11 protein-coding genes are annotated in these 13,512 nt (G+C 68.9%); 4 read left to right on the top strand and 7 right to left on the bottom strand.

Going from position 1 to position 13,512, the window contains the following annotated elements; translation table 11 throughout:
• Positions 1–45: 45 nt before the first annotated feature.
• From C5B96_RS00135 to C5B96_RS00120, 4 genes are all read right to left on the bottom strand, one after another.
• A complete protein-coding gene (locus C5B96_RS00135) occupies positions 46–1,281 on the bottom strand; it encodes an EAL domain-containing protein (RefSeq protein ID WP_158507086.1) in 1,236 nt (411 codons plus the stop codon).
• Positions 1,282–1,307: 26 nt separating this feature from the next.
• Positions 1,308–2,219, bottom strand: a complete 912-nt coding sequence (locus tag C5B96_RS00130) for a formate/nitrite transporter family protein (protein ID WP_104241732.1) — start codon at positions 2,217–2,219, stop codon at positions 1,308–1,310.
• A gap of 94 nt (positions 2,220–2,313) precedes the next feature.
• Positions 2,314–3,099, bottom strand: coding sequence for a hypothetical protein (locus C5B96_RS00125; RefSeq protein WP_233188894.1), 786 nt, complete (start codon positions 3,097–3,099; stop codon positions 2,314–2,316).
• 92 nt (positions 3,100–3,191) lie between these two features.
• The gene (locus tag C5B96_RS00120; RefSeq protein WP_104241730.1) at positions 3,192–3,761 is read right to left on the bottom strand and encodes a TetR/AcrR family transcriptional regulator; all 570 of its coding nucleotides are present in this window, start codon (positions 3,759–3,761) and stop codon (positions 3,192–3,194) included.
• A 120-nt stretch (positions 3,762–3,881) separates the two neighbouring features.
• Here C5B96_RS00120 and C5B96_RS00115 point away from each other — a divergent pair, with 120 nt between their 5' ends.
• The gene (locus C5B96_RS00115) at positions 3,882–4,766 is read left to right on the top strand and encodes an SDR family oxidoreductase (RefSeq protein ID WP_104241728.1); all 885 of its coding nucleotides are present in this window, start codon (positions 3,882–3,884) and stop codon (positions 4,764–4,766) included.
• Here the strand turns inward: C5B96_RS00115 and C5B96_RS00110 are convergent.
• The 3 genes from C5B96_RS00110 to C5B96_RS00100 all read right to left on the bottom strand — a co-directional run bounded on the left by C5B96_RS00110 (position 4,738) and on the right by C5B96_RS00100 (position 7,221).
• Positions 4,738–5,259 carry a GNAT family N-acetyltransferase gene (locus C5B96_RS00110; protein WP_104241726.1) on the bottom strand — a complete coding sequence of 174 codons (522 nt, stop codon included), beginning with the start codon at positions 5,257–5,259 and terminating at the stop codon, positions 4,738–4,740. The genes C5B96_RS00115 and C5B96_RS00110 overlap by 29 nt on opposite strands.
• A gap of 41 nt (positions 5,260–5,300) precedes the next feature.
• The gene (locus C5B96_RS00105) at positions 5,301–6,152 is read right to left on the bottom strand and encodes a polysaccharide deacetylase family protein (protein WP_233188893.1); all 852 of its coding nucleotides are present in this window, start codon (positions 6,150–6,152) and stop codon (positions 5,301–5,303) included.
• Between the two features lie 202 nt (positions 6,153–6,354).
• A complete protein-coding gene (locus C5B96_RS00100; RefSeq protein WP_158507085.1) occupies positions 6,355–7,221 on the bottom strand; it encodes an AraC family transcriptional regulator in 867 nt (288 codons plus the stop codon).
• A gap of 92 nt (positions 7,222–7,313) precedes the next feature.
• On the opposite strand from C5B96_RS00100, the gene C5B96_RS00095 reads away from it, so the two are divergent.
• The 3 genes from C5B96_RS00095 to C5B96_RS00085 all read left to right on the top strand — a co-directional run bounded on the left by C5B96_RS00095 (position 7,314) and on the right by C5B96_RS00085 (position 13,413).
• On the top strand, positions 7,314–10,754 hold the full coding sequence (locus tag C5B96_RS00095; protein WP_104241720.1) for a DUF5107 domain-containing protein: 3,441 nt from the start codon (positions 7,314–7,316) through the stop codon (positions 10,752–10,754).
• Positions 10,751–11,791: a substrate-binding domain-containing protein gene (locus tag C5B96_RS00090; RefSeq protein WP_104241718.1), complete on the top strand. Its 1,041-nt coding sequence runs from the start codon at positions 10,751–10,753 to the stop codon at positions 11,789–11,791. Before C5B96_RS00095 ends, C5B96_RS00090 begins: the two co-directional genes overlap by 4 nt.
• A gap of 77 nt (positions 11,792–11,868) precedes the next feature.
• Positions 11,869–13,413, top strand: coding sequence for a sugar ABC transporter ATP-binding protein (locus C5B96_RS00085; RefSeq protein ID WP_199176502.1), 1,545 nt, complete (start codon positions 11,869–11,871; stop codon positions 13,411–13,413).
• The last annotated feature ends 99 nt before the right edge of the window (positions 13,414–13,512 follow it).

Genomic DNA, 13,512 nt, shown 5'->3' with positions numbered 1-13,512 from the left:
TCTTCGCTCACCCGGGGTGGATGCCGCGCCGCGGCCGCTGAGGCGTCAGAGGCGGCCGGCGAGCGCGATGGCGGCGCGGGTGACGAGGCCGCGGTCGTGGGTGAGGATGTACTCGAACGAGTCCCCCGTCTCGCGGGCGTCGGGCGCATCGCCCGCGTCGGGCGTCTCGCGGGCGGAGAGCATCGCGCAGTAGCGCGAGTTGAGCACGATCACCGACCACTCGGCGGCGAGCGCGTCGTCGCTCTCGAACGTGACCATCCGAACGTCGCGCACCGATCCCAGACCGGCCTCCTGCTCGGTATCGGCCTGCACGAACGCGGCGACCAGGCCGGCGCGCGACGCGAGCATGGTGTAGCGGCCGAGCATCCGGGCGTTGAAGTTCGCGTTCTGCTGGAAGGTCGAGAAGACCAGGGTCGTCTCGTCGCAGTCGAGCGCCGAGGCCTCGAGGAACTTGCTCACTTCGATCAGCAGCAGTTTGTTCGACGGGGTCGGAAGGCGTTCGGCCGCCGCCACCGCGAACGGTGTCGCAGCGAGCGGCCGGCTCGTCGGAGCACGGAAAGGAGGGCGCACCGACGCCGCATCCGGCTGCGGGAGGGGGCGGCCGAAATACCAGCCCTGGCCGAGCGTCGCTCCCAGCGCCCGGGCTTTGACGAGGTCTTTGGCGGTCTCCACACCCTCCGCCAGAACCACTGTGGGGAAGTGTTCGGCGTAGGTGCTGACGGCATCCATCACCCGGGCCGCGTTCTGGCTCGGCCTGTTCCGCAACAGGCTCATGTCGAGCTTGATGATGTCGGGCTGCAGCAGGGGCATCAGCGCCAGCGAGGCGGGATCCGACCCGACGTCGTCCATCGCGATCAGCATCCCGGCCGCCCGGAGGGCCGCAACGGAGCGCAGCAGCTCTCCCGGGTCGGTCATCAGGTTGCGTTCGGTGACTTCGATCACGACCGGCCAGCTCGGCGGGGTCGACCCCAGGTGCCGGATGGTCTCGGCCTCGACGTTGAGGAACAGCGAGAACGGCGCCGTCAGACCGTGGCCGGTCGCGGCGCGGAGCGACGCCTCGATGCAGGCCCGATCCAGTTGCACGGTCAGGGCACTCTCGGCGGCGCTCGGGAAGAGGGCGTCGGGCATCTCCAGCGGCGACCCTGCCGGGCCCCGACTCAGGGCCTCGTAGGCCACGAGCTGCCCGGTGCGGAGGTCGACGATCGGCTGGAAGAGCGTGGAGACGTCGCGGTCGGCGATGATGCGCCTGAGCTCTGGCTCGACCGTGCCTGTTGCCGTCATCTGCATCCCCGCTGTCTCACGCGAGTCTACGGACCCTCGGAGCCGTCTGCGACGTCGCCGTCGGCAGCGCCCGCGGTGGGGCCGTCGGCAGCGCCTTCGCCCGTCTTGTCTGCGTCGCCGCTCGGACGGCGCCGGTTGCTGTCGGCGCGGGAGCTGAAGAGTTCCTTGGTGCGCAGCAGACGCAGGGCGGTGACGAGCACCAGGCCGCCCAGCATGTTGAACAGCAGGGTGTAGCCGAACCATCCCAGCCAGTCGAGGTAGCTGATCGGCCCGCCGGCCTGGATCGCCCCGAAGATGAGGAGCGAGTCGAGAATCGAATGGAACAGCTGCAGCCCGGCGAGCAGGAACCCGCCGATGACGGTGGCGACGATCTTCGCCGGGTCGGACTCGGTGCCCTGCTGCATGCGGGTCATCAGGGTGATCGTGCTGCCGCCCAGAACCGCGAGCACGACGCTCTGCAGCCCGAACGGCGCGTCGGTGTAGTGCAGCGCGGACTCGATGAGCGTGTCGTGCCACTGCGGGAACGCCTGAACGACCAGCCACATCAGAATCCACCCGCCGAGCAGGTTCGTGACGAGGGTGCCTCCCCAGAGCTTGGCGAGCTGCCCCACGTTCCCTTCGCGGGCGACGACGGCGGCGACGGGCATCAGGAAGTTCTCGGTGAACAGTTCGCTGTGCGCGAGGAACAGCGCGATGAGCCCGGCGCTGAAGGCGAGCCCGGCGAGCAGATGGTCACCGGTCTGGTGCAGCACCGCCAGATAGGCCATGACACCGAGCCCGACCTCGAGCCCGCCGAAGAAGCCGGTGATGAGGATGCCGCGCCACGTGCGGTGCAGGCGCTCGGCGCCTTCGGAGATGGTGGCGTCGAACGACTCGGCGAGTTCGTCTTCGACCGGTTCGTCGGTGTCGCCGATCTCCCGGCGGCGGCTGTCGCTCACCGGTGCCCCGCCAACAGCGCGAAGGAGCGCCTGCGGCCCATCGGCCCGTGATGCTGGTCGAACCCCATGTCGAACTCCTTCTCTCGTCTTCCCACTATCGCAGCCGGGCGGCCCGCCGAGTGCGTACACGGGCACCGGTCCCCGTGTGCCTGCGACTGAGCGCGAACACGCAGGCAGCGATCGCGAGGGCGAGCACGAGGCTCACCGGCCCTGTTCCGATTCCGACTCCGCCACGATCGGGGCCGACCCCCAGCCAGTCTGCGAACGATGCTCCGACAGGGCGGGTGAGAATGTACGCCGCCCAGAACGTGGCGACCGCGTTCGCACGGAAGACGACGTACGCTGCAGCAGGAATCAGGATCGCGGCGGTGAAGAGCAGCCCTGACGGCAGGTAGCCCAGCCCCAGCGTGGAGGCGGTGAGATCGCCCGTCGCGGTGCCGAGGGCGAAGGAGGTGAGCACGGTCAACCAGTAGAAGACCTCCCGCCGCGGGCTGTCGACGGCATGGATCGACAGCGTTCCCTCGACACGGCGCCAGACCACGAAGATCACGGCGAGAACCACGGCGAAACCGATCGCCGAGACCGCATAGGCGACCCCGAACTGCACGTGCACCACATCAGCCGCCATCGTGCCGAACACGCTGACGAGAACGACGCACATCCAGTACACCCACGGCGTGTACCGGGGCGACCGGAACTGCAACATCAACCCAGCCACCAGCAGCACGAAGGTGACACCCACCCCGATCACCGGATCGATCGTGGTCACGACGAAGTCGGAGGTCGTCTCCCCCATTCCGGTCGTCAACACCTTCGTCACCCAGAACAGTGCGGTGACCTGGGGAACCTTGCTGACTGCCGATCGGATGCTCGAGTGCACGTGGCTCCTTCAGGTCGCCTGTGCATCGTACTCGGAGCCTGCGGGCGTCTCGTTCGGCGATACGCACCCCGTCGAGTGGGATGTTCGGTGGGTCAGGTGAGCTGGGAGAGTGCCTCGCGCAGTCTGTCGAGAGCGGCCAGGGCCAGCGGGGCGAGCTCGTCGCCGTCGCCGTCGGACCAGGCGGCGAAGGCCTCCTTGAAGGCGAGGATGCCGAGTTCGGCCGCCGTGCTGGCGACAGCGTCGGCGACGCCTCTGCTGCGGAGGGCGTCAGCCAGCGCGGCAGCCATGCCCACCTTCTTCAGCAGGGCACGCTCCTGCAGTTCGGAGCTCGTCGCGATGACCGCCTCGAGCCGGGGCCCGAGGTCACGGTTGAAGGGGGTCATCGCCGCCGAGGCCGCAGTGAGGCCGGCGGCGACCGCTTCGAGCGGAGACGCGGTCGGTGGCGCCGCCGCGACGCCGGCGGCCAGGAGCGCCGAGAGCGTCTCCTGGCCGGCAGCCAGAACATCGCGCTTGTCGGGGAAGTACCGAAAGAAGGTGCTCCGGGTGAGCCCGGCCCGGCTGGCGATCTGGGCCACGGTCGTCTCGTCGTACCCCTGCTCGGTGAACAGGTGCAGAGCAGCGGAGACGAACCGCTCGCGGGCGTCGGGCTCCCAGCGTGGCATGCGTCGAGTCTACACGATGCGACATGAGTCCCATCGGAGTGCTACGGTGATGAGACAGTGATCGCATCACGTCGCCAGGCTGGCTTGACGTCGCCGATCCACGAGCGAAGGACTGAGCACATGCGCGTATTCATAACGGGAGCACCGGGCACCATCGGCCGGGCCGTCACCGAAGAGTTGGTCTCGCACGGTCACCGGGTGGTGGGGCTGGCGCGGTCCGAGGCATCCGCCCAGCGGGTCATGGATGCCGGCGGCGAGGCGGTTCGCGGAGACCTCGGCGACACCGCGTTGCTGGGCACCCTGGCCGGCGAGGCGGACGGCGTCATCCACCTGGCCTTCAGCAACGACTTCTCCGATCTGGAACGCAGCATCGCGGAGGAGGGTGCAGCGATGGATGCGATGGGCGGCGCTCTGGTCGGCACGGGAAAGCCCTTCGTCATCGTGTCGGGCACGACCTTCTCCGACGGGGCGGTGGCGACCGAGCAGGACGCCCTCTCCACCACCGGTCCGGTCGGCGGCCGCGGCATCAACGCCGCTCGCATCCTGGGCCTGGCGTCACGAGGCGTTCGAACCTCGGCGGTGCGGCTCCCCCGGTCGGTGCACGAACGGTACGTCGCCTACGGTTTCGCGGGCATCCTGATCCAGGCTGCCCAGGCCTCGGGAGTCTCGGCGTACGTGGGCGACGGCAGCCAGCGCTGGCCGGCGGTGCACCGCCGCGACGCCGCGTCGCTCTTCCGGCTCATGCTCGAGGAGGGTGAGGCAGGCTTCTCGGTGAACGCTGTCAACGACGAAGGTGACACGATGCTCGAGATCGCCACGGTGATCGGCGAGCAGCTCGGGCTGCCCGTCGAGCAGGTACCGACTGAGACCTTCGGGCCGCTCGGACAGATCTTCGCGATGGACCAGCCCGCGTCGAGCGCGTGGACGCGCGAGACCTACGGCTGGGAGCCCGCGCATCCCCGGCTTCTCGACGACCTCAGAGCGGGCGACTACCCCGCCCGATGAGCGCGACCATCTGCAGCCGCGGCCCGAGGCGGTCGAGCCCGGCAGCTGCCTCGGCGTCGACGAGCGAGCGGTGGAAGGCGGTCTGCGGAGCCTCTTCGACAAAGCCGGCGGTCTCGTAGAACGGCGCGTTCCACGGCACGTTCGCATAAGTGCGGAGAGAGATCCGGCGGTAGCCGCGTGAGGCCGCCTCCCGCTTGGCGGCCTCGACGAGCTTCCTCCCCCAGCCCTGTCGCGCTGCGTTCCGTGCCACCGATACCTGCTCGAGGTGGCAGAGGCCGTCGACCTCCAGCACGTGCACGAAGCCGGCGAGGCGGGCGTCGTCGAGTTCGGCGACGAGCAGAAAGCCGGGTTCGGATGCTCGAGCTGCCCCCGACGGCGCCGCCATCCACGAGTCGGGTTCGAGCTCGTCGATCAGGAGCTGGTCGGCATCGTTCTCGATGTGCTCGATGGCGTCGAGGTCAGACGACCGGGCGGGGCGGATGGATTCTGCCATGACAGAGAGCGTAAGGGTTGGGGCGGGCGGGCCGGCGGATGTCAGTGGGTGAAGACGTCGTTCAGGGTCACCGTCGTGAGGCCGCGGTCGATGATGAGGCGGTGCAGCTGGGGGAACACGTTCGTGACCGGCAGGTAGTTGAGGTGACCGATGACGATGTGTGCGGGCAGGAACCACTGCGTGGCGAAGTCGACGACCTGTTGCTCGGTGATCAGGCCCGAGTCGGAGAGCGACCCGTACCAGAGCACCGGCGTGGTGTACCCGATCGAGGCCGCGAGCGCGTCGGTGTGGTGGTCGCGGTAGCCGAACGGTGGCCGGTAGAAGGGCCGGGGGTCGACTCCGAAGGTGTCGACGATGAAGTCGTGGTTGCGCTGCAGCTCCTCGATCGCCTCGACATCGCTGAGCGAGGTGAGGTCGGCGTGCGACCAGGTGTGGTTGCCGAGCTGGATCTGCCCCGACTGCACGAGGGGCTTCAGCAGGTCTGCGTGGTCGGACCATCCCGGGTACGTCCCGTTCAGAAAGAACGTGAGCCGCGTGCCCGTGGCTTTCGCGAACTCGGCGTAGAGCCGGATGACCTCGCTGTTCGACCCGTCGTCGACCGTCCACGCCAGCAGGTTCGCCTCCCCCGGAAGGTCTGTCATGACGCCGCCCGGGATCGGCACCTTCGCCAGCTGCGGCAGCGGGAACGCGGGTGTCGGTGTGGGTGTGGATGTGGGGGTCGGGGTGGGCGAGGGTGTCGCCGTCGGCGTGGCTGTCACGGCGGGTGACGGTGCCGCGACCGCCGTGACCGGAGGGCCGACGGAGGCCGGCGAACTGCAGGCCTCGAGGCCGATGGTGGCACCGCCGGCGGCGATCAGGGCAAGAAAGGCACGGCGCTGCACAGAGTTCCTCACGGTTCGGGTGGAGCGTCGTTCACGACAGACCTCCCCCGTCTGGCGTGAACGACGCTGGCGGGCCCCCGATGACAGCGACCCGCGAGCACAGCTTGGCCTACCCGGCCCCACCCCCGCAGTCCACCAGAAAGAGGACATCCTCGCAGCAGGCGCAGGCGCAGGCGCCGCCTGAGCACGTTGGCCCGAGGGGCGGCCCGGCCCGCTAACCCTTGTGCTGGGCCCGGTAGCGCAGCGCGGTTGTTCCGTGCACCGCGCGGAACTGCCGCGAGAAGTAGAACTCGTCCCGGTAGCCGACCGTGTTGGCGATCGTGGCGACCGGCAGGTCGGTGGTGTCGAGCAGTTCGCGGGCCCGCGCCATGCGCAGCTGGGTCTGGTACTTCAGAACGGGAAAGCCGACCTGCTCCCGGAACAGAGCCGCGAAGTGCGAAGGGCTCAGCTTCGCCCTGTCGGCGAGGTGCGCCACGGTGATGCGCTCGGTGAGGTGCGAGCGCAGGTAGTCCCGTGCGTCGTCGATCACCGAGATTCGCGAGCGCCCCGAGGTCGCGCTCGAGGCGAGCACCGCGAGCAGGTGCCAGGCGGCACCGGATGCGGCGAGCAGGCTCGCCGTCGAGATGTCGCGTTCCATCTGCTGCAGCACCTCCTCGACGAGGGAGACGACCCGGTAGGTGTCGGCCAGGGTGCGAACGGGCGCCGAAGCGGTCATGCGGGCGGCGACCAGGAATTCGTGCAGATCGCGGCCGTCGACGTGCAGCCACCAGAGCGTCCACGGGTCGGCCGAATCGCTTCCGTACGCGTGCGACGTGCCGGGAGGGATGACCACGACCTGGTTCTGCTCGACGCTGTGGGTGGCGTCGTCGATGCGACACCAGCCGCGACCGCTCGTACAGATCAGCACCACGGCCTGGTCGATGGGCGCGGGACGCGACATGGCGTGTGCGCGGGCTTCGGGAAAGTAGCCGCAGTCGGTCGCCACGAGGTGGGAGGTGCCGGGCTGCGAGAGCGCCTCGACGATCATCGGCCGCGGCAGAACGCGCAGCCTCTGGCCCGGGAATCCTTCGGCGATCGCCATGGGCCCATCCTGCGGGCAAACCGTCGTTTTGTCCATTTTTCCCATGGGATCGGCCATTCCGGGGCGACCCGGTCGGCGCATACGGTTGCTCCATGCTCAATGACGAGGCTCCGGCCGCTTCCCGGATCGCACTCCCTCCCGTTCCGGAATCGCTCCGAGGCGACGGGGTGGCCTGCTGGAGCGAGCCGCTGAGCATCGACTCCTACCTCCCCGGCGACCCGGACCAGCTCCCCGCCTTTCTGGAGCAGCGCGTCTACCAGGGGTCGAGCGGACGGGTCTTTCCCCTGCCCTTCCACGAGCGCATCAGCCAGACCAAAGAGCCTCACGAATGGCAGGCCGTTCACCTCGAGAACCGCTGGTTGCGGGTCGTCGTGCTGCCCGAGCTCGGTGGCCGCATCCATATCGGCTACGACAAGGTGGCCGACTACGACTTCTTCTATCGCAACAACGTCATCAAGCCGGCGCTCGTCGGCCTCGCCGGCCCGTGGATCTCGGGCGGCGTGGAGTTCAACTGGCCCCAGCACCACCGGCCGGCGACCTTTCTGCCCACCGATGTCGAGATCGAGCACGAAGCCGACGGATCGGTCACCGTCTGGTGCTCCGACCACGATCCCTTCGCCCGAATGAAGGGGATGCACGGCATCCGCCTGCGCCCCGACAGCGCCGTGATCGAGGCCCGCGTCAGGCTCTACAACCGCACCCCCGAGACCCAGACCTTCCTGTGGTGGGCCAACGTCGCTGCGGCGGTCGACGACGAGTACCAGTCGTTCTTCCCGCGCGATGTGGAGTTCGTCGCCGATCACGCCAAGCGGGCGATCGCCACGTTCCCGGAGGTGGACGGCTCGTACTACGGCGTCGACTATCCGGCCCGCCGAACCGCGGAACGCCCCGACGGCGACCGGCTCGACTGGTACCGCAACATCCCTGTGCCCACGTCGTACATGGTCACCCGCACCTCCGACGACTTCTTCGGCGGGTACGACCACGGCCGCGAGGCCGGGTTCGTGCACTGGGCCGACCGCCACATCGCCCCGGGCAAGAAGCAGTGGACGTGGGGGAACGCCCCGTTCGGCTGGGCGTGGGATGCGAACCTCACCGACGACGACGGACCCTACGTCGAGCTCATGGCGGGCGCCTACACCGACAACCAGCCGGACTTCTCGTTCCTCGCCCCCGGCGAGACGAAGACGTTCAGCCAGTACTGGTACCCCATTCAGAGGATCGGGCCGGTCGACCAGGCCACACTCGACGCGGCAGGGCGGCTCGATTCCGCCGTCGATCCGGATTCCGGGACGACGTCGATCACCGTCGGCGTCGCTGTCACGGCACCCCACAGCACGCTGGCCGTGCGGGTCGAGACCCTCGGCGGCGAGGTGCTGTACTCGGGCACCTCCGCGCTCGAGCCCGGCGCACCGCTGCTTCAGACCGTGAGCGTTCCCGGCGTGCACGCGGCGGAGACGATGGTTCTCGTGGTCGCCTCCCCCGAGCGGGAACTGCTCCGCACCCGGCCCCACGCGGGCGCCGGGCTCTCGACTCCCCCGGAGTCGGCCACCGAACCGCCCCAGCCGGCCGACGTCGCATCGATCGAGGAGCTCTTCTACATCGGCCAGTACCTCTACCAGTACCGCCATGCGACCCGGCTGCCCGAGCCCTACTGGCGCGAGGCGCTGCGTCGCGACCCGAACGACACCCGGTCGAACGTCGCGCTGGCCGAACGGCTGACCTGGTCGGGGGCGTTCGACGACGCCGAGGTGCTGCTCCGCCGCGCCGTCTCCCGGCTCACCGCACGGGTGCCCAACCCCGCCGACGGCGAGGCGCACTACCGCCTCGGCCTCGTGCTGGTGTTGCAGGGGCGGGATGCCGAGGCCGAAGAGTTCCTGCAGAAGGCCACCTGGAACGCCGCATGGCGGGTCGCGGCCTCCTTCGCGCTCGCCCAGCTGGCTGCCCGTGCCGGTCGCCGGCAAGCGGCGGAGCAGAGTGCGCGGGCTGTGCTCCGCGTCGACGGTGAGCATCTGCAGGCCGCCGCACTGCTCGCGACCCTGCTGCAGGAACGGGGCGCAGACGACGAGGCCGCCGAACTGCTGCACCGCACGCTGGCCACCGACCCGCTCGACCAGTGGTCGCGCATCCTGTCGGGCCGGGAGTACACCGCCGATGCCCCGACACTGCTCGATGTGGCGCTGGAGTTCACGGCGATGGGGTCGCCCGAGCAGGCGCTCGACGTCTTCGACCGCGCCGCTGCCGCCGCGAAGAGCACCGCCCTCGGCCAGGTGCAGGTGGAGCCGCTCGTGCACTACCACCGGGCGTCTGTTCTCGACCTCTGCGGCCGGCCCGACGAGGCTGCCGCCGCCCGCGCCGCGGCCAGGCACGCAGACAGGCGCTACAGCCAGGCGTCGCGGCACGCAGACGTCGCCGTGCTGCGCGAGGCGCTGGCCGCCGACCCGCTCGACGAACTCGCCGCCGTGCTGCTCGGCAACTGGCACTACGACAAGCGCCGCTACACCGAGGCGATCGGCTTCTGGGAGCAGGCGATCGCCTCGGGCGAGCAGGGCGCGCACGCCGACGCAGCCGTCTCTGCGACGCTGACGATGGCGCACCGCAACCTCGGCATCGCCGCCTACAACGTTCTGGCCGACGGAGACCGCGCCCGCTCGCACTACGCATCAGCTCTCGGCCTGTCCGCCAGTGTGGCGAAGCTCTGGTTCGAGAACGATCAGCTGGCCGAGCGCCTCGGCGAGTCCGACCAGGCACGGGTCGCTGTTCTCGAACAGAGGATGGATCTGGTTCAGCAGCGCGACGACCTGAGCGTCGCCTTCGCCGAACTGCTCACCCGAACGGGCAGGGCAGCCGACGCCCACCACCTGCTCTCCACCCGCCTCTTCCAGCCCTGGGAGGGCGGCGAGGGTCGTGCACTCGCCGCGTGGGAGAACGCGAACGTCGCGCTCGCGTACGCTTTTCTACAGGCGGGCGACCTGCGTTCGGCAGCGATGCACGTCGAGAGCAGCATCCACACCCCTGCCTCTCTCGGAGAAGCCCGCCACGACCTCGCCAACTCAGCCCGGCTGCACCTTCTGAAAGGCGATGTGGCCGACGCCCAGGGAAACACAGAGGATGCCGTTCACGCCTGGCAGAGAGCCGCATCGTTCACGGGCGACTTTCAGGGGATGAGCACCCGCACGTTCAGCGACCAGACGTACTTCAGCGTGCTGGCGCTTCTGCGACTCGGCGAGGTGCAGGAGGCCGACCGGCTTCGCGCCGGCCTCGAGCAGCACGTGTCGGAGATCGCGCTCGAGCCCGCGACCATCGACTACTTCGCGACCTCGCTGCCCACCATGCTGCTCTTCACCGACGACCCCCAGACCCTCCGGAACAGGGAGATCGACCTTCTGCGCGAGCAACTCGCGCTGCTCGGCGAGGAGTTCTCTGCGCGCGTCGACCACGCATTCCACGAGACCATCCCGGCTGCACCACAGCCATTCCCACGGCAGGCGACGGCGCCTGCCGTACTACACACAGAAAAGGGCACACCATGAGAAGAATCCTCACCCGCCGAAGCACCAGGGGTGTGGTGATCGCGGCCGCATCGCTGGCCCTGATCCTCGGCACCTCGGCCTGCACCTCGGGCCAGGAGACGGCGCCCGCCGCCTCCGCCGCCGGGCCGAAGAGCGGAAAGCTCACCATCGCCTACCTGCAGAAGCAGGGCGACCAGCAGTACTTCGTCGATGAGGCCAACGGTGCCAAGCAGGCGGCCGAGACCCTCGGAGACGTCGACGTCAAGGTCGTCAACCTCGGCACCGACGCCAACAAGGCGATCAGCGAGGTCGATTCCGTGATCGCCCAGAAGGTCGACGGCATCATCATCGTGGTACCCGACCAGCAGATCGGCCCGCAGGTCATCCAGGCGGCGACCGCTGCCGGCATCCCGATCATGGCCTCCGACGATGTCATCAAAGATGCCAGCGGCGCCGAGGCAGCGTTCGCCGGCTTCGACGGAACGGCGATGGGCGAAGCGGTCGGCACGAAGGCGGCTGAGCTATACAAGGCGGCCGGATGGTCGGCAGCAGACACCCGCATCCTGAGCGGTTCGAAGCAGGACCTCTCGGCCTGCACGCAGCGGGTGACCGGCGCGAAAGACGCGTTCACGAAGGCGATCGGCAGCGACATCCCGAACGTCGTCGAGATCGGCACCGACAACTCGGCGACCGACGCCCAGAACAAGGCGGGCGCGGTCATCACAGCGAACGCGGGCGTGAAGAACTGGGTCGTCTGGGGCTGCAACGACGAGACCGAGACCGGCATCGTGACGGCACTGCAGAACTCCGGTGTGGCCCCGGCCAACATCATCGGAGTCGGACTCGGCGCCTACCTGACCTGCAAGGACTGGGCCGCCGGGCAGGACACCGGCAACAAGGCCGCCCTGTTCATCTCGGGTGTCGAGGTCGGAAAGGCCGCCCTCACCTCGATGGTCGGCCTCGTTCGCGACGGCACGGCGCTGCCTCCCCAGTCGATCGCGAAGACGGCCATCGTCGACGCGTCGAACTGGCAGGCCGAAGGCGTCGTCTGCACCTAGCACGACTCGGGGGGAGCACCGCACCGGTGCTCCCCCACCGCCCCATCCCCACTCTTCGACCCGACGGGAAAACCACCGTGAACGCGACCACCCGAACTGACAACCCCACAGAGCCCGGCGGCGTCGTGCTGAGCGCCCGCCAGATCGGCAAGCACTTCGGCCCCGTCGTGGCGTTGACGGGTGTCGACCTCGAACTGCGCGCCGGTGAGGTCACCGCGATCATGGGCGAGAACGGCGCGGGTAAGTCCACGCTGCTGAAGATCCTGACCGGCGACTACCAGCCGGACTCCGGCGAGCTGCGCCTCGGCGGTGAGGTGATGAACTTCACCGACCCGGCCCAGTCGCGCGCCGTCGGGCTGCGGGTCATCGCGCAGGAGCCCGAGATCGTTCCGCACGTCTCCGTCGCCGAGAACATCTACGTGGGCGCCATCGGGCACCAGGGCCTGCTCTTCAACCGCGGCAAGCTCGAGCGACAGGCCGCGGCCGACCTCGCCGCCTATGGCTTCGACCGCATCGTCTCACCCGAGACGATCGGCAGCCAGCTCTCTGCGGCGCAGCGACAGGTGGTCGAGATCATGCGTGCCGTCATCGACAAGCCGCGGGTGATCTGCTTCGACGAACCGACCTCGTCGCTCGGAGACGAAGAATCCGCGCTGCTGTTCGCGCTCATCAACACGCTGCGCTCCGAGGGCGTGGCCGTCGGTTACGTCTCGCACCGCATGAACGAGATCTTCCGGCTCGCCGACCGCATCACCGTACTGCGCGACGGCAAGCTCGTCGGAACCAAGGCGAGAGCCGACACCGACCACAACGACCTCGTCAAGATGATGGTCGGCCGCGATCTGTCGCAGCTGTTCTCCCGCGAACGCCAGGTCGCCGGCGACCCGGTCATCGAGCTGCAGGATGTCAGCACCGACGATGTCTCGAACATCGACCTGACCGTGCGGGCCGGTGAGGTCGTCGGCGTCGCGGGGCTCGTCGGCGCCGGGCGGAGCGAGCTCATGAAGGCGATCGTCGGAGACCTGCCCGTGACCAGCGGAACGGTGCTCGTGAAGGGCAAGCCCGTGCGGTTCCACAGCCCGGCCGACTCGATCGCCGCCGGCATCGGCTTCGCGCCCGAGGAACGGAAGGCCGAAGCGCTCATCATGCAGCGCACCGTTCGCGACAACATCGTGCTCGCCATTCTGCCGAAACTCGCCCGCGGGTTCTTCGTCAGCGAGAAGCGCGAGAAGACGGTGGCCAAGACCTATGTCGACCAACTGCGCATCCGCACCCCCTCCACCGAACAGCTCGTCAAGAACCTCAGCGGTGGCAACCAGCAGAAGGTCGTGCTCGCCCGCTGGCTCGCACACAGCCCGGCGCTCCTCGTTCTCGACGAACCGACGCGTGGTGTCGATGTGGGCGCCAAAGCCGAGATCTACTCCATCATCGATGAGCTGGCGCAGCAGGGCGTCGGCATCCTCGTCGTCTCCAGTGAGCTGCCCGAGGTGCTCGGCCTCTCCGACCGCATCTACGTGATGGCGGGAGGCCGTATCACCGGCACCCTCGATCGCTCCGAAGCGACCGAGGAGTCGATCCTTGCCCTCGCCATGACGGACACCCGGGCATCCGCAGCCCTCTGACCCGCCCCCCCACACCTCAGCCCCCCCCCCCCCCCTCGAAAAGACCCCCCCCGGTTTTTCTTCCAACCCCCACCGCCCCGAAAACCCCCCTGCCCCACA

Origin of the sequence: Subtercola sp. Z020 (assembly GCF_002931235.1) — a bacterium.
Lineage (GTDB): Bacteria > Actinomycetota > Actinomycetes > Actinomycetales > Microbacteriaceae > Subtercola.
The sequence above is the reverse complement of the archived record's forward strand: the minus strand, read 5'-3'. Positions and strand labels throughout refer to the sequence as shown.

Bases quoted from the DNA above. Each gene is read 5' to 3' on its own strand.
- C5B96_RS00100 (WP_158507085.1), bottom strand. From the start codon at position 7,221: ATGGCGATCGCCGAAGGATTCCCGGGCCAGAGGCTGCGCGTTCTGCCG.
- C5B96_RS00110 (WP_104241726.1), bottom strand. From the start codon at position 5,259: ATGGCAGAATCCATCCGCCCCGCCCGGTCGTCTGACCTCGACGCCATC.
- C5B96_RS00120 (WP_104241730.1), bottom strand. From the start codon at position 3,761: ATGCCACGCTGGGAGCCCGACGCCCGCGAGCGGTTCGTCTCCGCTGCT.
- C5B96_RS00115 (WP_104241728.1), top strand. From the start codon at position 3,882: ATGCGCGTATTCATAACGGGAGCACCGGGCACCATCGGCCGGGCCGTC.
- C5B96_RS00095 (WP_104241720.1), top strand. From the start codon at position 7,314: ATGCTCAATGACGAGGCTCCGGCCGCTTCCCGGATCGCACTCCCTCCC.
- C5B96_RS00135 (WP_158507086.1), bottom strand. From the start codon at position 1,281: ATGACGGCAACAGGCACGGTCGAGCCAGAGCTCAGGCGCATCATCGCC.
- C5B96_RS00090 (WP_104241718.1), top strand. From the start codon at position 10,751: ATGAGAAGAATCCTCACCCGCCGAAGCACCAGGGGTGTGGTGATCGCG.